Raw genomic sequence first — 23484 nt, 5'->3', positions numbered from 1 at the left:
ATATTATTGCACGATTCAATAATTATGCTTATCTTTGCCGAAAAATATGATAGGTATGATGAAATGGTTATTAGCACTCATTGCCTTCGTTGCAATACCAGTGATGGCCCAGACGCCTTGGCAGCGGGCTGTGGTTAACTATTCGCGCCAATCTTACCAGTCGGGCAACCAGAACTGGCAGATAGGTCAGAGTCCTGAAGGATGGATGTACTTTGCCAACAACAACGGTCTGCTGGAATACGATGGCACCAACTGGACCACCTACCCCCTACCGGGCAACACCAAGGTGCGTTCGGTGCTGCCTGTAGGCGACACCATCTATGTGGGTGCCTTAGGACAGTTCGGCAGATACATCCGTAATGCCAAAGGAAAAATGATATACCAGAATCTATCAGGAAAGGCTAACCAGAAAGAGCGTGTAAACATCTGGCATATCCACCGCATTGGCAACGACATATTTTTTCAAAGCGATGAGGCCTTTTATATCAACAATGATAAAATGCGGCTCGACTGCCGTCCTGGCGTACAATACTCGGCTGTGGTGTACAACCGACTTTACGTCACCTCTTACAAAGAGCTCTCGGTGCTTGTGGGCAAAAGGTTCGTACCACTGCCAGGCATCGACATCCGCCAAACGTCCGACATCGTGGCCATACTCCCTTGGCAACAGCAGTTGCTGATTGTGACAAGCCACAAGGGACTGTTTACCTACAGTCACCATCAACTACAACCTTTCGCCATTGCTACCGATATCGACAACCTGCAACTATCGTGCGCTGCATTGTCGGGATCAACGCTGGCCTTAGGAACCATGCAGGACGGGGTGATACTGATTGATATGAACCAGCATAAGGTGGAACGCCTGTCAACCAACAACGGCCTGCAAAACAAAACCGTGCTCTCGGCCACCTTCGATGCCGACAAGAATCTATGGCTGGCACTCGACAATGGTCTCGACTGCGTTCAGCTATGGTCGCCACTTCGCTTTCTCAACAGTCGCCAGTCGCCCATCGGTAGCGGCAACTGCAGTGTGAGCTATCAGGGCCAACTCTACCTGGGTACCAATCAAGGACTTTATGCCATGACCGATGGAAAGATAAGATTCATTGAGGGCACTGGTAGTCAGGTACTGTGCCTCGACACCATCGGTGGTCAGCTCTTCTGCGGCGGGCGCCAGTTCTTTCTCAGCATCAAGGACCAGCACATTACCCACTACGACAACCGCGGTGTGTGGGCCGTACGCCCATTGGCAGGCCATCCCAATGTGCTGTTAACCAGTTCGTATTGGGGCCTGCGCCTCATGCGTCGCTCATCACAAGGCTGGCACATGGCCGAAGAGGTGAAGGGGGCTGAAATCTCGGCCAAGACGCTATACATAGAAGATATTACCAATGCTGTGTGGGTGGCCAATAAGGAGAAAGGCCTTTACCGACTGGTGCTCTCGCCCAATCTGCAGAACGTTGTCAGTAAGAAATGTTACAACTCAGCCACGCTGCCCAAGGGCGACAATGTTTTTATTGCCAAGATGAATGGTGAGATGGTGATAGCCAGCCGACAAGGTTTGTTCCGCTATGATGCCAGCCACGACCAGCTGGTACGCCACACATCGCTCGAGGAACAGTTAGAGGGGCATACCGCCTACACCTATATCTCTCAGACGCCCGACGGACATATCTGGTATGCCACCGATGGTGCCATGCATGTGAGCAACGGCAAGTGGCACCGCAGCTATCTGAACAACTGTTTGATGGAGGACTTCGAGAGCGTGAGCTATACCAACCGACAGCAAGCCGTGATAGGCACCGAAGACGGTTTTGCCCTACTCTACACCCAACAGGCACAGGACAGCACACGCGCCATCCAGCCCTACATACGTCGTATCATCATTGGCAATAACGCCGACACACTCTACTATAAAGCCGAACAGCCACACATCAGTTGGAGGAATAACTCCATACGCTTTGAATACAGTGCCAACAGCTACGACCCTTCGCAAGCCGTGCGGTTCAGCTACTGGCTCGAAGACTCTGGCGAACAAGACTGGAGCCCATACACCCGTCGGCACGTCAAGGAATATACCAACCTGACCGAGGGGCACTACACGTTCCACGTCAAAGTGATTAATCCCGACGGCAGCATTGGCAACGAAACCAGTTTTGAGTTTACCATCCTGCCACCCTGGTATCGCTCCTGGTGGGCCTATGCCCTTTATATCATCAGTATCATGGCAGCCATCTATGCACTGTATCATCGCATCATGAAGAGCAGGCAGCAACTGATTAAAGAGAAAGACGAACAGATTGAGAATCTGGAGGAAGAGAAGCTGCAGATAGAACTGCGCGCTCGCCAGGACGAACTGGTACGTTCGCGCATGAATGTGGTACGTAAGAACGAGATGCTGCAGGAGATTAAGAAGACTGCCGTGAGCATCAACAACGGACTGAGCGAGGAGAATCTGCCAGCCATCAAACGGCGTGTGGTGCGACTGATCGGGCAGATTGATACGAATATCGAGCACGACGACGACCTGGAAGCCTTCCGCAACTCGTTCGACAACGTGCATCATCACTTTCTGAAGACCCTTGGAGAGCGCTATCCACAGCTGTCGCACAAAGAAAAAATGCTTTGCGCCTACATCCGTATGAACCTGATGTCGAAAGAGATTGCGCCGCTGCTCAATATTTCCATCCGTGGTGTAGAGATAGCCCGCTACCGCATCCGCCAGAAGTTAGATTTGGAGTCAAAAGCCAACCTCACAGAATTCCTGCGGAATTTGTAGCATAACTAAAGAAAAAGTTGTACCTTTGCACCATGTTTGTAGTGATGATGACACTGTTTGTCATAGTATTAGTGGGCTATGGCGCAGGTAAATTGGGATATTTAGGAGGTGATTTCGACAGACAACTGTCGAGATTGGTAATCAACATGACGTGTCCGGCACTAATCTTGTCGTCGGCCATGACTGGCGAACTGCCTGACCGTGAGTATATTCTACCGTTATTACTCATCAGCGTGATTACCTATGCGGTGCTTACAGGTATCGCCTTTCTGTTGCCACGCTACCTTACCAAGAAGAAAGACGACGAAGGTGCAATCGGTTTTGCACTGATGTTTGGTAACGTGGGCTTTATGGGCTACCCTGTGGTGGCATCGATATTCGGACACGAGGCCGTTTTCTATGCAGCGGTGCTGAATGTAGTAAACACATTTGCAGTGTTTACTGTAGGAACGATCCTGATAACAGGTAAAAATGAAGTAGAGGAAAGCCGTTTTGAAAAGAAGGTGCTCTACTCTACCCCGATGTTGGCCTGCTACCTGACCATGCTGATAGTAGCATTGCGCATCGATAATATCCCCGAAGCCATCAGCGCACCACTCACCATGATTGGTAACATCACTGTACCTGCAGCACTGCTGATTATCGGTTCATCGATGTCGAACCTCCCCATCAAATCGCTGTTGGGTAACGCCAGTGTTTATGCCACAACAGCTTTCCGACTGGCCATACTGCCCATCGGCATCTACTATCTATGCATGCTTTTGGGCTTCTCGCAGTTCGTGGTAAACATCAATACGGTGGTGATTGCCATGCCTGTGGCAACTTACGGCACTATCCTGTGCTTAAAATACGGCAAAGACACCACGATGATAACCGAGGTAACATTCATTACCACCCTCATTTCCATGGTGTCCATCCCATTATTGGTTTTATTCTTTCTATAAGCAGATAGCAACAAGCAATCAGTACATAGACAAGTACAACCTGAAGGATGGTTGGATGCAAGTTACTGATATTGGCACCTGGCAAGGTGGCGATAGAATACAACGAAGCATTCAACCCATTCACTATATATAATAATAGGTACGCGAGGGGTGGAAACAACAGAACCGCTATCGCCAGACATAAAATAATGAATGCCGTAGGCACCACCAGGAGGTTCGTAAGCAGGAAACAGGTTGAGAACTGTCCAAAGTAATAGGCGATTAACGGTGCCACACCCAACTGGGCCGCCAAAGAGACTGCCACCATGCCCCAGAGCTTTGCTACCCAAGGGTGCTCCATATAATACTGGTCGGAAAACACACTGGTAAACAAGGGCACAAACAGCAAGATAGCCCAAACAGCCATAAACGACATCTGAAATCCCACATTAAACAGCCAGACGGGATTCCACATCAACATCACAAAAGCCGTAAAAGCCAAAACGTTGATCGACATTTTGTTACGTCGTCCAATCGACAGAACACCATAGATAGTAAGCATGACGGCCGAGCGCACGGCACTAACAGGCATACCTACCAGCAGCACAAATGCCCATACCACCAGAATCATCAACAACTGCGACAAAGCCGGCCACCGCCTTCGAGGCAGGAACAACGACAACAGCATGTATATAATGCCTAAGTGCAGACCACTGAGTGCCAGCACATGCGAGGCACCACTGACAGAATAAACGCTCTTCACATCGCGACTCAACGCCGACTTATCGCCTAACGACATCGCAGCCACCACCGCATAAGCATCACCTTCGAGTCCACCATCATTAAAACGCTGTAACAACTGTTCGCGCTGTTGTAGGAAAAAATTCCTGGAGCGATCAAATCGGGTTTCTGTTTGCGGCTGACCGGACGTTTGCTGATGGTGCTGCATCACGCACATTCCCAACAACAGGCAACATACCACGATAGCTACCGACTGCGCATTGGCAAACTTATACAGCAGCAAAGCCACAACCACCATACCAGCCAGCACAGGTAATATGGTGATAGGAAGCGACACGTAGTAAGCGATGATAATGCCAAGAATCATACTCACCGTTACAACCGCTACGGGACATTTATCGAATAATCGACTTTGCATACCAAGGTACAAAAGTACAACTATTTTTGGAAATATAAGAAATATTTCGTAACTTTGTCGCCGTAATTAAAGAATAAAGAAAGAATGGAAATGGTTAATATACCCATCTGGGCGTGGATATTATTCTACATACTGGTATTCATCATGTTGCTGATCGACCTGAAATCGTTCGGTAAGAAAGGTCAACATGAGGTAAGCGTATCCGAAGCTCTGAAGATGACTGCCGTATGGATAGGCGTTTCGCTGGTATTCTGTGGTGGCATCTATCTGTTTTATCCTGGCGACTCCCATGAGAAAGCAATGGAGTTCCTAGCGGGTTATCTGATTGAGAAATCCTTATCGATGGACAATCTGTTTGTATTCCTGATGCTTTTCTCGTTCTTCGGTGTGCAACGAAAATACCAACACGAGGTTTTGTTCTGGGGTATTTTTGGTGCATTAGTACTACGCAGTATCTTTATTTTTGCGGGTACAGCGATGATTGCCCAGTTTGAATGGATATTAGGATTGTTTGGATTATTCCTGATATATACAGGTATCAAGATGTTCGGTCATAATGACGAGCAGGTTGACCCTTCGAACAATTTCTTCGTAAAGATATTCAAGAAATTCTTCCCTGTGACCGACCAGATGCACGAGGGAAAATTCTTTATCGTCGAGAACGGTAAGCGATTAGCAACTCCATTGTTTATTGCCTTATTGGTAATCGAGACAACCGATGTGGCCTTTGCCGTCGATTCTATCCCCGCCGTATTCTCAGTAAGCCGCGATCCGTTTATCGTGCTTACATCAAACATTTTTGCCATTCTGGGTCTGCGTGCCCTATACTTTGCGCTGGCAGCAGTTGCCAGGTATTTCACCTATCTTAAATATGGTTTAGGTATCATCCTGAGCTTTGTGGGTGTAAAAATGCTGTTGGCCATGAACGAATACGTAAATGCATTCGGCGAGATGGTAGGCTTGAATATAAACATGCCGCACATAGAAGTTCCCACTCCGATTTCGCTGGCCATTATCTTTGGTGTACTGATGCTATCGATGCTACTCTCCGTGTGCGTATCAAAAGCAAAAACCAAATAAGATATGGAAAACAAAAACTATCTTTACGATGCCGTAGCCTTGCTGAAGGAGCTGATTGCCATTCCTTCGGTTAGTAGAGACGAAACGAAAGCAGCCGATAAACTGGCTGATTTCCTGAACATGTGGAATCTGCCATTCGGTCGCGAGGGTAACAACCTCTGGGTGGGCTGTCCTGATTGGGACAATAACCGACCTACCGTGATGCTTAACGCCCATATCGACACCGTAAAACCCGTTAGCTCGTGGACACGCGATCCATTTTCACCAGATCAGGAATACGACGTGATATATGGTCTGGGCTCAAACGACTGTGGCGGCGGACTGGTTTCGCTGTTACAAGCCTATCGCATCATGCTGTATCGTCCTCGCAACTATAATCTGTTGTGGGTAGCTTCGGCCGAAGAAGAGATATCGGGACAAAATGGACTGAGTCGCGTGCTGCCTTTGTTGCCCAAGATTGACGTAACCATTGTGGGTGAGCCTACAGGCATGCAACCCGCCATTGCAGAAAAAGGACTGATGGTAATTGATGGTTATGCTCACGGCAAATCGGGCCATGCTGCCCGTAACGAAGGCATAAATGCTATCTACGAAGCACTCGACGATCTGGTTTGGCTTCGCGATTATAAATTCCGCAAGGTAAGTCCGCTCTTAGGACCCACGAAGATGACGGTGACCGTAGTTGAAGGCGGTACCCAGCATAACGTAGTGCCTGATACACTGCATTTTGTTATTGATGTACGCACCAACGAGTTCTATCAGAACGAATATCTGTTTAACTTCCTGTGCAAGAAGATGACCAAGTGCGAGTTGCGCGCCCGTTCGTTCCGCCTGCACTCATCGGCCATCTCACCCGAGCATCCACTCATTAAGAGATGTATCGACAGAGGCATGCAGCCCTTCGGTTCGCCCACACTGAGCGATCAGGCGCTGATGCCATTCCCATCATTTAAGCTGGGTCCAGGCGAATCAAGTCGCTCGCACTCAGCCAATGAGTTCATAAAGATTTCGGAGATGGAACATGCCATCGATACCTATATAGGATTGTTGGACGGATTGACACTATAAGTGCCTATCTGGCCGTGTGGCCAGAACTGACACTCAGCGTGTCGACTCTATCGCGCCAACCAGCCCTCAGGGTTCAGTTTAGCGCTGCCTTTGCGCAACTGGAACTGCATCAAACCCTCAGCACCCACACGACCAAGTGTCTGTCGGGTGCTTACTTTTTGTCCTCGACTCACGTTAACCGAAGCCAAGTCGCAATAAACCGACAGGTAGCTACCATGACGCACGATGACTACTGTGGTGCCAGCATAGCTGAATACAGCACTCACCTCGCCATCGAACACACAACGAACTGCAGCACCAGGCTGACCCTTGATATCGATACCTTTCTTATCGAGTGTTACATGTCCCTTAACATCTGTTACGTGGTTGGTACCAAAGTGGTTCACAATACGATAGCCGCCAGCAATAGGCATAGGCAATCTACCGCGATTGCTCTCAAAGTTACCACTCAGCATACGGTCTTCGGACGAAACAGTATAAACTGCAGCCTCCGACTTACGGGCTTCGGCCACTTCCTTCTCGTGCACTTTCGCATCGGCAGCAGCCTTACGCTCGGCAGCCAGTCGGGCACGCTCAGCCTCAGCAGCAGCACGCTCGGCAGCAGCTTTCTCTTCGGCATTCTTACGGGCAGCAGCGGCACGGGCTTCGGCCTTGGCTTTCTCCTCACGGGCCTTCGCCTCAGCAATACGTCGTTCGTTCTCCTTACGAGCCGCTTCGGCAGCAGCCTGCTTGCGAGCTAACTCCTCGGCCTTACGCTTAGCCTCAGCCTCAGCCGCCTTACGCTTAGCCTCGGCCTCGGCACGCGCCTTGGCACGTGCTATCTCCTGGGCAATCAAACGGTCGATCTGGGCATTCAGCTCAGCATCGCGTTTCTTCTGTTGGTCGATAATTCCCTGAATGGTTTTCTGCTGTTTCTGCAACGAAGATACCATCTTCTGCTGCTCTTCCTGCTTACCCTCAAGCGAGCGTCGCTCCCGTTCGCCTCTCACCAACAAGTCGCTCTTCTGTCGCTTGGTGTCGGTGAGTTCGCTATGCGCCTCAGTCACCTGATCCTTCATCGACTTCACCGCCTCGGCCTGATTCTGCTGATAGGCAGCATATTCACGCACAAAACGCAGTCGACGGTACATCTGCGACAGATTCTTAGCGCTGAACACAAACATCAGACGACTCTGCAGATTGCGGTTGCGATGCATGTACTTCATCGACTTAATGAAACGCAGCTTACGCTCTTCGAGTTCCTTCTCGAGTGTTACCAGCTGTACCTCCAGCGTATGGATATTACCATCAAGACGATTGATATCATGACGGATGGTATCAATCGACTTACGCTTATCGGCAATCTCGTTGTTGATAATCAGCAGGTTCTGCAAGCGTTTCTTCACATCGCGCTCGTTGGCTTTCAGCTTACGCTGCTGCTCCTCAATCTGCTTGCGCACCCTTTGCTGCTCGGTCTTCAGACTATTAACTGTTACCGGCTGCTTGGCAGCTGAAGTCTTAGTGGTCTTCTTTCCTGTAGATTTCTTGCTGACCGACTTCTTTGTTGTGGTAGCCGCACGTTTTTGCACAGACTTTTTTTTCGCCTGCTGTGCAATAGCAGGCGAAGAAAACGAGATGAGTGCTATCAGCACCATCACGACATATCGTATACGTAACACTCTATTCATCATAGAGCCATGAAACGGCGGAGTATCTCGTCAACTGTTACCTCGCGATACTTATTAGAAACTTCGGTACGTGCATCCCAATCGGTATCATTACCCAGATAATTCAAGGTCATGCCTAACTTTACTTCCTTATCGGGTGTAGTCAGCGTAATCTGATGCTTCTTAGGGAACATCTTACGACCAAACACATCATAGTCGGAATAGTCCCAGTTAAGCTGGGTGTTACCATTAAAACGGTCCTTATACAGGATATTGGCCATACGGATCAATGCCGTATTCTTACTGGTCAACCAGCTATAGTCCATCTTGCCGTCTTCGAGATTGATAATCATGTCATCGCCACTCTCAACGGTGGTAAAGTTTCCTTTACCTTCCTTATTGTCCTTAGCAAGTGCTACAGCCTCGCTACCCTCATTGGGCTTAAAAAGCTCGTTCCAGAACAGAGCCTGGAGAGCGTAGAAATTCAGTCCGCTGTTACGCAAGAAATCAATCTGACGATAAGGTGCCTTCAGGTACTGCTTATTAATACGGTCCATAATGAGCACGTAATCCTTGGTGAATTCAAGACGTCCGGCCTCAACAAATCCAAAGGCCATCAGCTGCAGACGGATTACATCGTTACGACGCATTTTCAGATTACCTGTCAGCGTAATCTTCTGCGGACCAACCTCAACCGAGAACTTCACCTTTGAAGTGACGAACTTGTTGGTTTGCTGGTTATCACGCACCTGATTCACAAAGTCGGTAGTCTGACGCTGTTCAATCATCGGCTTCTCCTTTTTCGACTTCTTGAATATACCATTGACAACACTACATGAGCTAAACAGCAATGGCAATGCCAATACGGCAATTCTTACGATACTTTTCAGTTTCATTATTGATTTGCTTTTTGTTTTATTTTTTCTGCATGTTCCTGAATCACGGAGTTGTCGATCGACTCGTCCAGATTCTGTAACGCCTGGTCGATATATATCTTGGCCTCAGAGTAGCGGCCCAGCATATACAGTATCCAAGCATAGGTATCCAAGTAGGTAGCATTCTTGGGTTCAGCCTTTACGGTTTTAAAGCTCATCTGCTCGGCCTTAGCCAACTGCTCACCACTTTCGCTTAAGAAGTAGGCATAGTTGTTCAAACAGCCCATATTATCATCTTTCCATTGCAAGCAACTATCATAAGCCTCGTAGGCCTCTTTCATCAAGCCCTTCTGATGCAGGATGTCGCCCATCACCGCATAAAAGTCGGATACGATAGCGGGGTCACTGTCCTCCTTAATTACGCCGATGCCATTCTTAAAGGTAGAAAGGGCGGCATCGAGACTGTCGCGACGATAGTAGGCAATACCTTGATAATAATAAAAAGCCATCTCGTCGGGGTTGTACTGTCGGGCATCCTGACAGAGTGTAATCACACGCTCCATATCATCAGCCTCCCAGGCATAACCAATCAGCTGCAAACGGGCCGACGAGTTATCGGGCGCCAGTTGCAAAGCCTTAGTCAACACCGTAGCGATGGTATCCTTTGGCATCTTCTTTACATTCATATACGAGGCACAGAGGATGGCCATGTGCTCATCAGACTGAGGCTGTTTCAGGATCTTGTCGAACAGCTGCAGCACACGGGTACTGTCGCCGCCCGCATTCTCGCTGGCCGAAATCTCCTGACGCAACAGCAGAATCTTCTCATCGATGGTGGCATTGCGGTTCAGCAGCACACGCTCAGTGAGCGAATCGGCTATCTCGCGATGCCCTAAAGCCTGATGATAGGTACGCAGCGACATCAGCACACGGTTGTTATCAGGTTCATCTTTCAGAATCTTGTCGTACACCTTCAACGCCTTTTTCAACTGTCCGTTCATCATCAGCGTTTCGCCATACAACGCCTGATAGTTACCATCATTAGGGAATTTCTCGGCCAAAGCCTTAATCTCGGCAATCGCCGCTTTCTTGTTCCCCTGGCGGGTATATATCTCGCTCTTGGCTACCGACAAGCGTTCGCTCTTGCCATCGATGGCTTCGATACGATTCAATACCTCGACGGCTGAATCGAAATCGCCCACCTGCTGATACAGTTGAAATAGCATCTCCAGCAAGTCCTCACGCTCTTTGTCGCGCTTATAAATCTTCTCCACTACAGGGATGGCAGCTTCGTAATCCTGCTGACGGATGTACGCCTGTGCCAATGTCTCCATGTAGGTAGCGTTCTCAGGATCGAGTGCGGCCGCCTTCTGGATATAAGCCAGACTCTTCTCGCCATCCTTCAAGGCGTTATAGTACTGCGCTAGAAAGTAGTATGCCTCGGGGGCATCGGGATTAATCTCCAGACAATGACGCAGCAAATCAAAAGCCGCATCGTTGTTACCCTTCTGGCGCTGCATCATGGCTTCAAGAAAGAACTGGTCGTACTCACGCTGTCCGTAACCAGTGGTTACAGAAAGCAGCAACAATAGCGACAGTCCGATTTTCTTCATTCGCATCATGATTCTACTTCACACCAGTATGACCATATCCACCTTCGCCACGCTCGGTTTCATCCAATACCTCTACCGATACGAACTCACCCTGCTCGTGACGTGCAATCACCATCTGCGCGATACGCTCACCATCCTCAACCACGAAATCCTCGTTCGACAGGTTGATGAGCACCACACCAATCTCGCCACGATAGTCGGCATCAATGGTACCTGGGGTGTTCAGTACGGTAATACCCTTTTTTAAAGCCAAACCGCTACGAGGACGTACCTGTGCCTCATAGCCTACAGGCAGGGCGATATGCAAGCCTGTTGGGATGAGTCGGCGCTCCAGCGGTTTCAGGGTGATGGGGTCATCTATATTAGCTCTCAGATCCATACCGGCACTCTGCGCAGTAGCATACTGCGGCAAGGGCTGGTGACCTTTGTTTACAACTTTAATTTTCAGCATCTTTTAAAATAATATTTTAATCCACGTGCAAAGGTAGTGCTTTTAGCTTAGAAATCACCCTTTCGACGACTAATTTTTTGATTTTTTCGTTAATTTCTGCGAAATATGCCGCTACTGCGCGTATTTTTCGTACCTTTGCACCCTGATTATGATGAATTGGCAACAACTGATATCGAACAAGCGTCTCGGTCAGGAGCATCGTCATCCTGAACGCCACGACGACCGAACAGAGTTCAAGCGCGATTACGACCGTTTGATTTTCTCTGCTCCGTTCCGTCGTTTGCAGAACAAAACCCAGGTTTTTCCACTCCCGGGAAGTATCTTTGTGCACAACCGTCTGACCCACTCGCTCGAAGTGGCCAGCGTGGGCATGTCGCTTGGTAACGATGTGGCTGCCATGCTTACCAAGAAGCATCCTGAGCTGAAGGATCAGCTGTTCCAGGAGATTGGTCAGATTGTAGCCACCGCCTGCTTGGCACACGATTTAGGCAACCCACCCTTTGGGCATAGCGGCGAGAAAGCCATTCAGTCGTTTTTTACCGAAGGTGCCGGTTACGACCTGCAGCGCCAGGTAAGTGCCAATTTCTGGAACGACCTTACCCACTTTGAGGGTAACGCCAATGCGTTCCGTTTGTTAACGCACCAGTTCAAAGGTCGCCGTCCAGGAGGATTTGTCATGACTTATTCTACGCTTGCCAGCATTGTCAAATACCCATTCTCATCGAGTGCTGCCGGCAAGAAAGGCAAGTTCGGTTTCTTTGATTCCGAAAAGACATATTACCGTCGCATTGCCGACGAATTAGGCATTCCTTGTAAATCAGAAGTGGGCGAACCCTTGCGTTACGCCCGTCATCCATTGGTATATCTTGTTGAGGCGGCCGACGATATCTGCTACGAGATCATGGACCTTGAGGATGCCCACAAACTTAAAATTATTTCGCACGCTGACACCATGCAGTTGCTGTTGGGATTCTTCGACGAAGAAACCCAGATCCGTATCCAGAACCGCATTGCAGAGGAAGGTGTAAATGATAATAACGAAAAGATTGTTTATCTGCGAGCCTGCGTGATTGGCAAACTCGAGAATGAGTGTGTACGCGTGTTTGTTGAGCACGAGGACGAGATATTGAACGGCGAGTTCCAAGGCAGTCTGATTGATCATATCAGCGACCTGCCGCAGGCTGCCTACAAGCGTTGTTGCGAGCTCTCGGTTCAGCACATCTACAAGAGTCGTCCCGTACTCGATGTAGAGCTGTCGGGTTATCAGATTATCCAGACGCTGATGGAGAAGTTTATCAATGCCGCCGTTCATCCCGAGCGTTTTTATTCTAAGCACCTTATCAGTCGTGTGTCGAGTCAGTATGATATTGATGCGCCCGACCTTGAAACGCGCATCATGGCGATTATCGATTATATCAGCGGTATGACCGATGTGTATGCACTTGATGTATTCCAGAAGATTAACGGCATATCGCTACCTATTATTTAACCTGTTTATACTTTGCATGATGAAGAAGTTATATATTGAAACGTATGGCTGCCAGATGAATGTGGCCGATTCTGAAGTTGTTGCATCGGTGATGCAGATGGCTGGTTACGAAACCACCGAGACCATCGACGAGGCCGATGCTGTATTCCTGAACACCTGCTCTGTTAGAGATAACGCCGAGCAGAAGATTTATCACCGTTTGGAAGCACTGGATGCTGAGCGTCGCCGCCGACAGAAGAGCAACCCCGAAGCTCCCAAAATGATTCTTGGTGTACTTGGTTGTATGGCTGAGAGAGCTCAGAACGACCTGCTCGACAACCACCACTGCGACTTGGTGGCTGGTCCTGACGCTTATCTCTCACTGCCCGACCTGATTGCGCAGGCCGAGTTGGGACATAAGGCCATGAATACCGAACTCTCTACCAGCGAGACTTATAAGGATGTGGTACCACAGCGTATCGGCATCGGACATAAGATTGGCGGTTTCGTAAGCATTATGCGTGGTTGTAACAATTTCTGCCACTACTGCATTGTGCCTTACACCCGTGGTCGTGAGCGAAGTCGCGATTTAGAGAGCATTCTGCGTGAGGTGCGCGATCTGCGCGATAAAGGCTATAAGGAGGTTACCCTTTTGGGGCAGAATGTCAACTCGTATAAGTTCGAGGACATTGATTTCCCCACGTTATTAAGAAAGGTGGCCGAAGAGGTGCCCACCATGCGCGTGCGCTTTACCACATCGCACCCCAAGGACATGAGCGACGAAACCCTGAAGGTGATCGCCGAGGTGCCTAACGTTTGCAAGCACATCCACCTGCCCGTACAGAGTGGTAGCGACCGCATTCTGAAGTTAATGAACCGCAAATACACCCGCGAGTGGTATATGGATCGCGTACATGCCATCCGTCGTATCATCCCCGATTGCGGTCTTTCTACCGATATCTTTGTAGGTTATCACTCCGAGACAGAGGAAGACCACCAGCTGTCGCTCGACCTAATGCGCGAGGTGGGTTACGATTCTGCCTTTATGTTCAAATACTCCGAGCGCCCAGGCACTTACGCTTCGAAGCACCTACCCGACAATATTGCCGAGGAGGAGAAGATTCGCAGACTGAACGAGCTCATCGCGCTACAGACCGAGATGAGTGCTATCCAGAACAAGAAGGACGAGGGTAAGGAGTTCTACGTGCTGGTTGAGGGCTTCTCAAAGCGCAGCAGAGAGCAGCTCTGCGGTCGTACCGAACAGAATAAAATGGTGGTCTTCGATAAGGCCGGTCACCATATTGGTGAAACCGTTCGTGTAAGAATTACCGGTAGTACCAGCGCCACACTCCTTGGCGAAGCGGTTGAAAAGTAAAAAAGTAAAAAGGTAAGAAAGTGAAAGAGTTCCTGAACGTACTGAGGCGGTTTGTTCCTCCTTACAAAAAATATCTGGTGGCATCGGTAGTATTCAATATCCTATCGGTTATCCTGAATGTCTTCTCGTTTGCAGCCCTGATACCTATCTTGCAGATTATCTTCAAGACGGGCGATGGCGACACAGCAACCGCACTGATGGCATGGGACTGGGCGAATGCACAGGAGGTGTTGATGAACAATATGAACTACTACGTTAACAGCCTCATTGCCGATCTTGGTCCTACAACCACACTGCTCATTATCGGCCTCTTCCTGGCCTTTATGACTTTCCTGAAGACGGGTGCTTACTTCCTGTCGTCGGCCACCATCGTGCCCATCCGCACAGGTGTGGTTCGCGACATCCGCAACCAGTTGTATCAGAAGATAAACACCCTGCCATTAGGTTTCTTCAGCGAGGAGCGCAAGGGCGACATCATTGCCCGTATGAGCGGCGATGTACAGGAAATTGAGAACTCTATCATGTCGAGTCTCGAGATGCTGTTCAAGAACCCCATCCTGATTGTAGGCTATTTCACCATGCTGCTGTTTATCTCATGGCAGCTCACCGTGTTCACCCTGATAATCGTCCCCATCATGGGTTGGTTTATGGGTTGGGTTGGTCGAAAGCTCAAAGCCCAGTCGGTCAAGGCTCAGGCGCTTTGGAGCGACACCATGAGTCAGGTCGAGGAAACCTTAGGTGGCTTGCGCATCATCAAGGCTTTCTGCGCCGAAGAGAAGATGAACAAGCGTTTCGACACCATCAACTCGGCCTATCGCAACGACATCATGCGTGTAAATATCCGTCAGTCGTCGGCCCATCCTATGTCGGAGTTCCTGGGTACCGTCATGATCGTAATTGTGTTGTGGTTCGGTGGTGTATTGGTACTCAACAACCACACACTCTCGGGGCCTATCTTTATTTATTATATGGTAATGCTCTACTCGATCATCAACCCGCTGAAGGATTTCTCGAAAGCTGGTTATAACATCCCCAAGGGACTGGCCTCGATGGAGCGTGTTGATAAGATCCTGATGGCCGAGAACACCATTAAGGAGCCTGCAGCACCCAAGCATATCGCAAACTTCGAGCACCAGATAGAATTCCGCCACGTTTCGTTCAAATACGGCGAACAGTGGGTACTCAAAGATATCAACCTGGTAATCCCCAAGGGTAAGACCATCGCTTTGGTTGGCCAGAGTGGTAGCGGAAAATCTACGATGGTAGATTTGATTCCCCGTTACTATGATGTTCAGGAGGGCGAGGTACTCATCGATGGCATCAACGTTAAGGAGTTGGGTATTCACGATCTGCGCCAGTTGATTGGTAATGTAAACCAGGAGGCTATCCTCTTTAACGATTCGTTCCGCAACAACATCTCGTTCGGTGTGGATAACGCCACCCAGCAGCAGATTGAGGAAGCTGCCAAGATTGCCAATGCCTACGATTTCATCATGGCATCCGAGAACGGTTTCGACACCAACATCGGCGATCGCGGCGGACGTCTGTCTGGCGGTCAGCGTCAGCGTGTCAGCATCGCTCGTGCCATTCTGAAGAATCCTCCTATTCTGATTCTCGACGAGGCCACATCGGCCCTCGATACCGAGAGCGAGCGTCTGGTACAGGATGCCTTAGAGCGCCTGATGAAGACCCGTACTACCGTAGCCATCGCACACCGTTTGAGCACCATCAAGAATGCCGACGAGATTTGCGTGCTGCACGAAGGTAAGATCGTAGAGCGAGGCACTCACGATGAACTGTTGAATATCGGCGGTTATTACAAGAAACTACATGAAATGCAGAGTTAATTATCTGATAAAGACGTACCTCTGGACGGTTCTTGTGTTCGTCTTGGCTAAGTTGGCATTTATGCTTTTCTGCCGAGAGGGACACGAGTTCGTGTTTAGTGATATGTGGCAGGTGGTACAGCACGGACTGTCGCTCGACATGTCGACAGCCCTCTATTTCTTTATTGTACCTTTTCTAGCCACTATCATCAGCATGTGGTACACAGGCCAATGGCTGTTCCGCATACTGAAGGGGTATTATGCCTTGATAGCCATCGCTTTTGCTTTGGCTTTCGTGGCCGATACCAGTCTTTATCCCTTCTGGGCATTCAAACTCGATGCCTCATGCCTGCAATATCTCGAAACACCCAACGAGGCCACAGCCAGTGTCTCAGTCACCTATCTTATCTGGCGATTCGTAGCATTAGTAGTTACGGCTGTAGTTATCTATAAGGGTTATGCTAACGCCTTATGCAGTCTGAAAGGCGGCAATCAACTGACCAAATCACTCAAAACAGCAGTCATCAGTTTGGTTACTTTCCTGATCATGGCACCATTGATAGGTATCGGTATTCGTGGTGGGTTAGACGAATCAACCACCAATATCGGTCAGGTGTACTATTCACAGAATCAGTTCCTCAACCACGCGGCTGTTAATCCCGTTTTCAGTTTCCTGGCTTCGTTAGAGAAAACAGGCGAGGTAGAGAGCTACAACTACATGAGCGACGAGGCCTGTCAGCAGATTATCGATCAGCTTTATAACACCGAGAGTGTGGATAGCGATACCCTGTTGAACACACAAACACCTAACATCATCGTGATACTGATGGAGAGTCTCGGCGGCGAGTTTACCGAACTCAGCGGTCGCCAGGATATCACCCCCAACCTTAACAAGTTGGCTACCGAAGGTGTTTACTTTACCAACTGCTATGCCAACTCATGGCGCACCGATCGCGGCACCCTGTGTACCTATAGCGGCTACCCCTCGTTCCCCAACACATCGGTGATGAAGCTGCCCGCCAAATCGCGCACACTGCCCTGTATCGCCCGTTCACTGCGTGATGAGAAGCAGTATAACACCCACTATCTGTATGGTGGCGACATCAATTTTACCAACATGCGCAGCTACCTGATTAGCGGTGGATTCGACAAGCTTACCTGGAAGGCCGACTATACAACAGCCGAACAGAAATCAGCCGAATGGGGTGTACGCGATGACATCACCTTCGGCACCCTGTATGATATGGCCACCACCCTCCCATCACCTTATCTCATTGGCTACTCTTCGCTGAGCAGTCATGAGCCCTGGGATGTGCCTATCAAGCATTTCGACGATGAGATTCTGAACGCCTTCTACTATCTCGACCAGTGTATTGGCGATTTCGTGGCCAAACTGCGCCGCACTGAGGCTTGGAAGAATACGTTGATTGTACTGTTACCCGATCACGGCATCAACTACAAAGAGTACGACGAGCAGCACCCTCTCCGTAATCGTATCCCGATGATTTGGGTTGGCGGTGCCGTAAAAACTCCTCGCCGTATCGATACCATCTGCAACCAGACCGACCTGCCCGCTACACTGTTAGCCCAGTTAGGTATGTCTCATAGCGATTATACGTTTAGTCGCGATGTGCTCAGTCGCACCTATACCCATCCCGTGGCCATGCATACCTTCACCGAAGGTTATTCGATGGTAGACACTACGGGATTGACGGTATTCGACTTATACAGTCAGCGTGTTACAACTGGTAAGGGCGATATTACTATTGCCCAAGCCATTCTGCAAGCCGCTACAAAAGATTTAAATCAACGATGAAACATCTTCTCAGCAAGCCCTACGCCCCTATTGTGTCCGTTATCTGGAATATCCTGTTAGTTTACGTGGTTTACCAGATAGCCCGATTGGCATATTTCCTTGAAAACACCCAACTGCTACATTATAACAGCGATGTATTCCGTGGCGGACTCCTGTTCGACACCTCAGCCATTGTTTATACCAACGCGCTTTATGTGGTGCTGTTGATAGCTGTGAGCGCATTTACGCTGAAAGGTCAGAAAGCCCTTAAGTGGCTATACCTCATCATCAACGCTCTTGCTTTAGCCATCAATTTAGGTGATGCCGTTTATTTTCAATACACCATGCGCCGCACCACCACTACGGTGTTCGGAGAGTTCTCGAATGAGGGCAACTTAGGTAGCATCTTCGGTACCGAGTTCATCAACCACTGGTACCTGGTACTGCTGTTTGCGGTGGTGATGATGGGCCTCTACAAACTGTACGCCATGCCCAGAGGCAAGCATGCGGCCAACTTAGCCAGTTTGCTGCTTATTGTCCCACTGAGCATTGCCGGCATGCGCGGCGGTTTTACCACAGCCGTTCGTCCCATCACCATATCAAACGCCAACCAATACGCCCAGCATCCTGCTGATGCCGCCTTGGTTCTCAACACCCCCTTCTCGCTCATCCGTACCATTGGCAAAAGCGTTTTCACTGTGCCCAACTATTATCAGAGTGATGCAGAAATGGAGGCAGTTTATTCGCCGCTCCATCAGGCTAGACTAACTAGAGATTCTAGATTTTCTAGAAAGAACGTAGTGGTTCTGATAATCGAGAGTTTCGGTCGAGAGTATATCGGGGCCCTCAATCGCGATTTAGAGGGTGGCAAGTACAAGGGATACACACCTTGTGTTGATTCGCTCATTGCCCACAGCACCACCTTCCGCTACAGTTTCTGTAACGGTAGAAAGAGTATCGACGGCATGCCCAGCATCCTCTCCAGCATCCCTATGTTTGTTGAGCCGTTCTTCCTCACCCCAGCCTCGATGAACGATTACACCGGACTGGCTGGCATCTTGGGTAACGAGGGTTACCAGACTGCTTTCTTCCATGGGGCCCAGAATGGCTCTATGGGCTTCGAGGCCTTCGCCAAGAAGACTGGCTTCCAGCATTATTACGGACGTACTGAATACGAGGCTGCTCGTGGCACTAACGATTTCGATGGTACCTGGGCCATCTGGGACGAGCCTTTCTTCCTGTATTATGCTGAGGAGATGAGTAAGATGCAGCAGCCGTTTATGACGGCAATCTTCTCGGCCTCCAGTCACCATCCGTTCGCCATCCCCGAGCAGTATAAGGCACAGTTCCCCGAGGAACATCTGCCCATTCAGAAGTGCATCCGCTATACCGATATGGCCCTTGGCAAATTCTTTGCCACCGCCCGTAAGCAGCCTTGGTTTGCCAACACCATCTTTGTGCTTACCAGCGACCATACCAACCAGAGCGACCACGCAGAGTATCAGAGCGATATGGGTGGGTTCTGTTCGCCCATCATCATCTACGATCCTTCGCACGCCGAAGGACGTATGGAAGAAAAGATTGCCCAGCAGATTGACATTCTACCCACTATTTTAGGGATGTTAGGTTATTCTAAGCCGTATTTGGCCTTTGGTATCGACGTGCTGAACACACCCGCCAACGATACGTGGGCGGTTAACTACCTGAACGGCATTTATCAGTACGCCAAATACGGTTATGTGCTTCAGTTCGACGGCAAACAAACCAAGGGCGTTTACCAGTTAACCGACCGTCTGATGCAGCACAACCTGAAGGGAAAAGTACCTCAGCAAGCACAGATGGAGCGCGAACTAAAAGCCATCATACAACAATATATGATGCGCATGACCAAAAACAAGTTGCTTTAAAACTTATACCAAGGTTTCTTGGGTGGGGCTGGCTTATTGTCGGGATGATCCTTAGCTATTACCTTACCGTCAATCACCTCGAAACGCTCGTTAAACTCAGCACGTGTACGCTTCCAGCGGTCGTGACTCCACAACCAGAACTCAGGCGCACGCTTGATGCTCTTCTCCAACAAATCGAAGTACATATCTGTAAGTTCGTAATCCTTCAGTTGCTGTGGCTCGCGGGTCATGGGAATCACTTCGGCCTCATAGTAGCCACGCTTTACACGACGCACATCCATGAAGAACACGGCATAATTCATCTTCTTGGCAATACGCTCCGTACCTGTAAGTACAGGTGTATCGTGATGCAGGAAATCTATCCAGTGGTGGATGTTTACCCAATGGGGCTTCTGATCCGAGATAAATCCGATGACGATAGGCTGCTTAGCACGGCGGTACTCCACCATTCTTCGCAGCGTATCCTGCATGGGGATACAAACAGCTCCCATACGCTGACGCGACCGCAGGAACAAGCGGTCGAAGTCCTTATTCTCGATAGGATGATAAATCTGTCCTAATTGCGCGTCTGACTTCATCCAGAGTGGCAACGATGTTATCCACTCCCAGTTGCACAGATGCCCCAGATACACCGCACACGACTGGCCCGAATTGATAGCCTCATCAATCTGTTCTACCCCCTTAAACACCATACGGCGCTTCAGGTTCTCGGGTGTCATCGTCATCAGTTTCACACTCTCCACGATGTAATCGCAGAAAAAGTGATAGAATCCGCGTTCTATCCTGTATCTCTCATCATCAGTTTTCTCGGGGAACGACTCTTTGATGTTTCTTCTTATCACCTTTTTACGATAGCCCAACACGCCATACAGCAACCAGAACAGCAGGTCGCTGATGAAGTAATGTACACGTAATGGCAGTAATGAGAACACATACCAAACGGCTAAAACAATATAGTAGAGTACCTTCATGGATGCAAAATTATATAATTATTTGCAATCTCACAAGCGTTTTGATTGAAATATGCAGTTTTTTGCGTACCTTTGCCACGAAATTTAAACAAATAACAATAGTTTTATGGCAAGTTACGATATCCGTCCCCTTCAACTCCACATCCTGAAAATTCTTCAGGCCGTCGATAAAGTATGTCAGGAGCACCACCTGCGCTATTATCTCTGGGCAGGCACCATGCTGGGTGCAGTGCGCCACAAGGGCTTTATTCCTTGGGATGATGATATGGATATCGCCATGCCACGTAAGGATTACGATACACTGATGGCGCATGCCCACGAGTGGCTACCCAAGCCATTCGAAGCCGTTTGTGCCGAGACCGATCCCAACTATCCAGGTCCCTTCGGTAAAATCCAGGATGCCAGCACCACGCTGATAGAGCGCGAGCATATCAACTATATCGGTGGTTTGTATATTGATGTGTTCCCCTTGGATGGTGTTTGTGCCAACAAGCTGTTGCAACGCCTGAACTTTGCGCGCTACGAATTCTGGAAGCGTGTTATCTACTACATCCACCGCGATCCGTTCAAACATGGTAAGGATCTCAGTGCCATAGTGCCTTTGCTGTGTCAGAAGCTGTTTACCAACCACTATGTGCAGCAGAAGATGCGCCGCATTATGATGCATTATGATTACGACAAGTGTGATTTGATAGCCGATTACGATGATGGCAAGAACGGCATCATCAACAAGGCGGTGTTAGGCCAGCCCACACCCATCAAGTTCGAGGATATCACGTTTATGGGTGTTGAGCATTTCGATACCTACCTGACTACCAAATACGGCGATTATATGACCATCCCTAAGCACGACGAACAGCGACAGCACGATTTTCATTATCTCGACTACCAGCTGCCCTATCGCAACTACGACGATCAGCGTGCCAATATGAAGGGTTAATCCTCCCAGATATTCTTGATTTTTACATCACGGAATATCGTCAGGGCTTTCTTCAGCTTACTTCTTGTCAGATCTTTCTTCAAGGCGGCACTAGTGTCGTTCTCGCTATCCCAGCGTTCGCCGCGCTGCAGCACATCGCGCATAAACGATGCCGATGTGACACCCCATTTTCTCAGGAACTGCGTACTGCCATCATTCTTCACAATGCGATGGGTTGAACGCGCCTCAAAATGGTATACCCTGCTCTTATCTATGCCCTTGAAGATTCTTACGCCCGCCTTCCAGAGCTTGGCTGAGAAGTCGGGATCGCTATACATACCTGGCGAGTACTCAATCGAGTAGCCGCCAACCAAGTCCCATATATCCTTATGCACCACGTTTGGTGGCCATGTAGCGCCTTTCCAATCGTAGTGTGGCAGGTTTTTATATTCGTTCAGGAGTCTCTGTTCGTCAAAGGTCTCCACGGTCTGTCCAAAGTCGGCTGGTGCAATCACACTCTTACAGAAGAATGGGCGTGGCTGAATCAAGGTAGATGACAAGAAGAACATCTTATGTCCGATACATTCTATCTCCTCGTACAGATTCTTATCCCAGTCGGGCAACACGTACATATCGTCGTTCATAAACAATATGTAATCGGTGGTGGCCAATGGACGCAAACCGTTCAGCGCAAAGCACACACCAATATTCTCGGGCGAGTGCGTATATTTCAGTCCCTCGGCCTTTACCCACTCCAGCGTGCCATCGCTACCGTCGTTCACATGAATCAGTATCTCGTGCGGATACGTTGAGTTTTTGCGAATGCTATCCACACAAATCTTCAGGAACTTCAGGTTGTTCCAGGTTGGGATCAATATCGAGAACAGAGGTTTATCCATATTAATACAATTCTTTTGGTAATGCTGCCGAAGCTTTTTCCAAGTCCTCGGGAGTATCGAGTTCATAACTGAACAGGTCGGTGGTATCTACCACTTCAAACGTATGTCCCTGAGGTATCAGGCGCTCAAAGGCCCGCTCGTAGAAAATGTCAATCAGTCCCTCGTCCAATATCATCTTGCGCAATTCCTGATAGATGGCCTCGGTATAGGTAAGTGTCATCTTCTCAATACCCACACTCTCGCCAATGGCGTCGGCAGGACTGCAGGTCTTGCTTATTTCGGTAATACGTCCAGCCTCATCAACCACAATCTTCATCTCCTCCTCGCCCAGCTCATGCTGCTGCATAGCCAATGCGGGGGTGGTTTTCTGGGCCACACGGCGCACAGCCTCAGGATCGCAAAGTATATCGCTATCCATCAACAGCACCTCGCTACCATGCAACTGCTGCATGGCCAACCACAACGAAAAGATGTTGTTGTTATGCTCGTAATCGGGGTTGTCGATAAAGTGAACAGTGTATTGTGGATAGTTGACAGTTAAAAACTCGCGAATCATGTTTTCACGATAGCCTGTTACTACCACAAACTCCTTAACGCCAGCGCTTATCATCGCGTCAACCGTACGCTGCAACAGCGTTTTACCACCTACCTCCAACAGACATTTGGGTTTCTCGTCAGTAAGCGGGCGAAGTCTCTTGGCCATTCCCGCTGCCAATATCACACCTATCAT

18 protein-coding genes are annotated in these 23484 nt (G+C 49.1%); 10 read left to right on the top strand and 8 right to left on the bottom strand.

Annotated features, from left to right (window positions below; genetic code table 11):
- Positions 1-55: 55 nt before the first annotated feature.
- Together T500_RS0109175 and T500_RS0109170 are read left to right on the top strand one after the other, a co-directional pair.
- Positions 56-2779 carry a triple tyrosine motif-containing protein gene (locus tag T500_RS0109175; RefSeq protein WP_196243495.1) on the top strand — a complete coding sequence of 908 codons (2724 nt, stop codon included), beginning with the start codon at positions 56-58 and terminating at the stop codon, positions 2777-2779.
- A 44-nt stretch (positions 2780-2823) separates the two neighbouring features.
- Positions 2824-3723, top strand: a complete 900-nt coding sequence (locus tag T500_RS0109170) for an AEC family transporter (protein ID WP_230580884.1) — start codon at positions 2824-2826, stop codon at positions 3721-3723.
- Here T500_RS0109170 and T500_RS15655 read toward each other — a convergent pair.
- Positions 3677-4861, bottom strand: coding sequence for a ComEC/Rec2 family competence protein (locus T500_RS15655; protein WP_051611986.1), 1185 nt, complete (start codon positions 4859-4861; stop codon positions 3677-3679). The genes T500_RS0109170 and T500_RS15655 overlap by 47 nt on opposite strands.
- 84 nt (positions 4862-4945) lie before the next feature.
- Here T500_RS15655 and T500_RS0109160 point away from each other — a divergent pair, with 84 nt between their 5' ends.
- Positions 4946-5941, top strand: a complete 996-nt coding sequence (locus T500_RS0109160; RefSeq protein ID WP_028907865.1) for a TerC family protein — start codon at positions 4946-4948, stop codon at positions 5939-5941.
- A gap of 3 nt (positions 5942-5944) precedes the next feature.
- Positions 5945-7009, top strand: coding sequence for a M20 family metallo-hydrolase (locus tag T500_RS0109155; protein ID WP_028907864.1), 1065 nt, complete (start codon positions 5945-5947; stop codon positions 7007-7009).
- A 47-nt stretch (positions 7010-7056) separates the two neighbouring features.
- On the opposite strand, the gene T500_RS0109150 is transcribed toward T500_RS0109155, so the two are convergent.
- From T500_RS0109150 to dut, 4 genes are read right to left on the bottom strand one after another with little or no spacing between them, the layout of a single operon-like run.
- Positions 7057-8676: a murein hydrolase activator EnvC family protein gene (locus T500_RS0109150; RefSeq protein WP_036908930.1), complete on the bottom strand. Its 1620-nt coding sequence runs from the start codon at positions 8674-8676 to the stop codon at positions 7057-7059.
- Positions 8676-9551 carry a DUF4292 domain-containing protein gene (locus T500_RS0109145; RefSeq protein ID WP_028907862.1) on the bottom strand — a complete coding sequence of 292 codons (876 nt, stop codon included), beginning with the start codon at positions 9549-9551 and terminating at the stop codon, positions 8676-8678. The genes T500_RS0109150 and T500_RS0109145 overlap by 1 nt, the downstream gene beginning before the upstream one ends.
- Positions 9551-11143, bottom strand: a complete 1593-nt coding sequence (locus T500_RS0109140; protein WP_230580883.1) for a tetratricopeptide repeat protein — start codon at positions 11141-11143, stop codon at positions 9551-9553. Before T500_RS0109140 ends, T500_RS0109145 begins: the two co-directional genes overlap by 1 nt.
- A 13-nt stretch (positions 11144-11156) precedes the next feature.
- Positions 11157-11594, bottom strand: a complete 438-nt coding sequence (gene dut, locus T500_RS0109135) for a dUTP diphosphatase (RefSeq protein WP_028907860.1) — start codon at positions 11592-11594, stop codon at positions 11157-11159.
- 151 nt (positions 11595-11745) lie between these two features.
- Here dut and dgt point away from each other — a divergent pair, with 151 nt between their 5' ends.
- The 5 genes from dgt to T500_RS0109110 are packed head-to-tail and all read left to right on the top strand — an operon-like array spanning position 11746 to position 19965.
- Entirely contained in the window at positions 11746-13083 is a 1338-nt protein-coding gene (gene dgt / locus T500_RS0109130) for a dGTP triphosphohydrolase (protein ID WP_028907859.1), read from the top strand.
- 19 nt (positions 13084-13102) lie between these two features.
- Positions 13103-14437: a tRNA (N6-isopentenyl adenosine(37)-C2)-methylthiotransferase MiaB gene (gene miaB, locus T500_RS0109125; protein WP_028907858.1), complete on the top strand. Its 1335-nt coding sequence runs from the start codon at positions 13103-13105 to the stop codon at positions 14435-14437.
- A gap of 20 nt (positions 14438-14457) precedes the next feature.
- On the top strand, positions 14458-16284 hold the full coding sequence (locus tag T500_RS0109120; RefSeq protein WP_028907857.1) for an ABC transporter ATP-binding protein: 1827 nt from the start codon (positions 14458-14460) through the stop codon (positions 16282-16284).
- The gene (locus T500_RS0109115; protein ID WP_028907856.1) at positions 16268-18079 is read left to right on the top strand and encodes an LTA synthase family protein; all 1812 of its coding nucleotides are present in this window, start codon (positions 16268-16270) and stop codon (positions 18077-18079) included. Before T500_RS0109120 ends, T500_RS0109115 begins: the two co-directional genes overlap by 17 nt.
- Complete coding sequence (locus T500_RS0109110; protein ID WP_028907855.1) at positions 18076-19965, top strand: LTA synthase family protein; 1890 nt, start codon at positions 18076-18078, stop codon at positions 19963-19965. The genes T500_RS0109115 and T500_RS0109110 overlap by 4 nt, the downstream gene beginning before the upstream one ends.
- Here T500_RS0109110 and T500_RS15650 read toward each other — a convergent pair.
- Positions 19962-20936, bottom strand: a complete 975-nt coding sequence (locus T500_RS15650; protein ID WP_013065734.1) for a lysophospholipid acyltransferase family protein — start codon at positions 20934-20936, stop codon at positions 19962-19964. The genes T500_RS0109110 and T500_RS15650 overlap by 4 nt on opposite strands.
- A gap of 106 nt (positions 20937-21042) precedes the next feature.
- Between T500_RS15650 and T500_RS0109100 the strand changes: the two genes are divergently transcribed.
- Entirely contained in the window at positions 21043-21876 is an 834-nt protein-coding gene (locus T500_RS0109100; RefSeq protein ID WP_028907854.1) for a phosphorylcholine transferase LicD, read from the top strand.
- Here T500_RS0109100 and T500_RS0109095 read toward each other — a convergent pair.
- Together T500_RS0109095 and T500_RS0109090 are read right to left on the bottom strand one after the other, a co-directional pair.
- Positions 21873-22754, bottom strand: coding sequence for a glycosyltransferase family 2 protein (locus T500_RS0109095; RefSeq protein ID WP_028907853.1), 882 nt, complete (start codon positions 22752-22754; stop codon positions 21873-21875). The genes T500_RS0109100 and T500_RS0109095 overlap by 4 nt on opposite strands.
- Before the next feature lies 1 nt (position 22755).
- Positions 22756-23484, bottom strand: coding sequence for an NTP transferase domain-containing protein (locus T500_RS0109090; RefSeq protein WP_028907852.1), 729 nt, complete (start codon positions 23482-23484; stop codon positions 22756-22758).

Source organism: Xylanibacter ruminicola Ga6B6, assembly GCF_000687715.1.
Classification (GTDB): Bacteria; Bacteroidota; Bacteroidia; order Bacteroidales; family Bacteroidaceae; genus Prevotella; species Prevotella ruminicola_B.
Note: the sequence above shows the minus strand (reverse complement) of the source record. Positions and strands in the feature narration are given on the sequence as shown.

Coding starts and splice junctions, on each gene's coding strand:
- T500_RS0109175 (WP_196243495.1), top strand. CDS start 56: ATGATGAAATGGTTATTAGCACTCATTGCCTTCGTTGCAATACCAGTG.
- T500_RS0109170 (WP_230580884.1), top strand. CDS start 2,824: ATGATGACACTGTTTGTCATAGTATTAGTGGGCTATGGCGCAGGTAAA.
- T500_RS15655 (WP_051611986.1), bottom strand. CDS start 4,861: ATGCAAAGTCGATTATTCGATAAATGTCCCGTAGCGGTTGTAACGGTG.
- T500_RS0109160 (WP_028907865.1), top strand. CDS start 4,946: ATGGAAATGGTTAATATACCCATCTGGGCGTGGATATTATTCTACATA.
- T500_RS0109155 (WP_028907864.1), top strand. CDS start 5,945: ATGGAAAACAAAAACTATCTTTACGATGCCGTAGCCTTGCTGAAGGAG.
- T500_RS0109150 (WP_036908930.1), bottom strand. CDS start 8,676: ATGAATAGAGTGTTACGTATACGATATGTCGTGATGGTGCTGATAGCA.
- T500_RS0109145 (WP_028907862.1), bottom strand. CDS start 9,551: ATGAAACTGAAAAGTATCGTAAGAATTGCCGTATTGGCATTGCCATTG.
- T500_RS0109140 (WP_230580883.1), bottom strand. CDS start 11,143: ATGAAGAAAATCGGACTGTCGCTATTGTTGCTGCTTTCTGTAACCACT.
- dut (WP_028907860.1), bottom strand. CDS start 11,594: ATGCTGAAAATTAAAGTTGTAAACAAAGGTCACCAGCCCTTGCCGCAG.
- dgt (WP_028907859.1), top strand. CDS start 11,746: ATGAATTGGCAACAACTGATATCGAACAAGCGTCTCGGTCAGGAGCAT.
- miaB (WP_028907858.1), top strand. CDS start 13,103: ATGAAGAAGTTATATATTGAAACGTATGGCTGCCAGATGAATGTGGCC.
- T500_RS0109115 (WP_028907856.1), top strand. CDS start 16,268: ATGAAATGCAGAGTTAATTATCTGATAAAGACGTACCTCTGGACGGTT.
- T500_RS0109110 (WP_028907855.1), top strand. CDS start 18,076: ATGAAACATCTTCTCAGCAAGCCCTACGCCCCTATTGTGTCCGTTATC.
- T500_RS15650 (WP_013065734.1), bottom strand. CDS start 20,936: ATGAAGGTACTCTACTATATTGTTTTAGCCGTTTGGTATGTGTTCTCA.
- T500_RS0109100 (WP_028907854.1), top strand. CDS start 21,043: ATGGCAAGTTACGATATCCGTCCCCTTCAACTCCACATCCTGAAAATT.
- T500_RS0109095 (WP_028907853.1), bottom strand. CDS start 22,754: ATGGATAAACCTCTGTTCTCGATATTGATCCCAACCTGGAACAACCTG.
- T500_RS0109090 (WP_028907852.1), bottom strand. CDS start 23,484: ATGATAGGTGTGATATTGGCAGCGGGAATGGCCAAGAGACTTCGCCCG.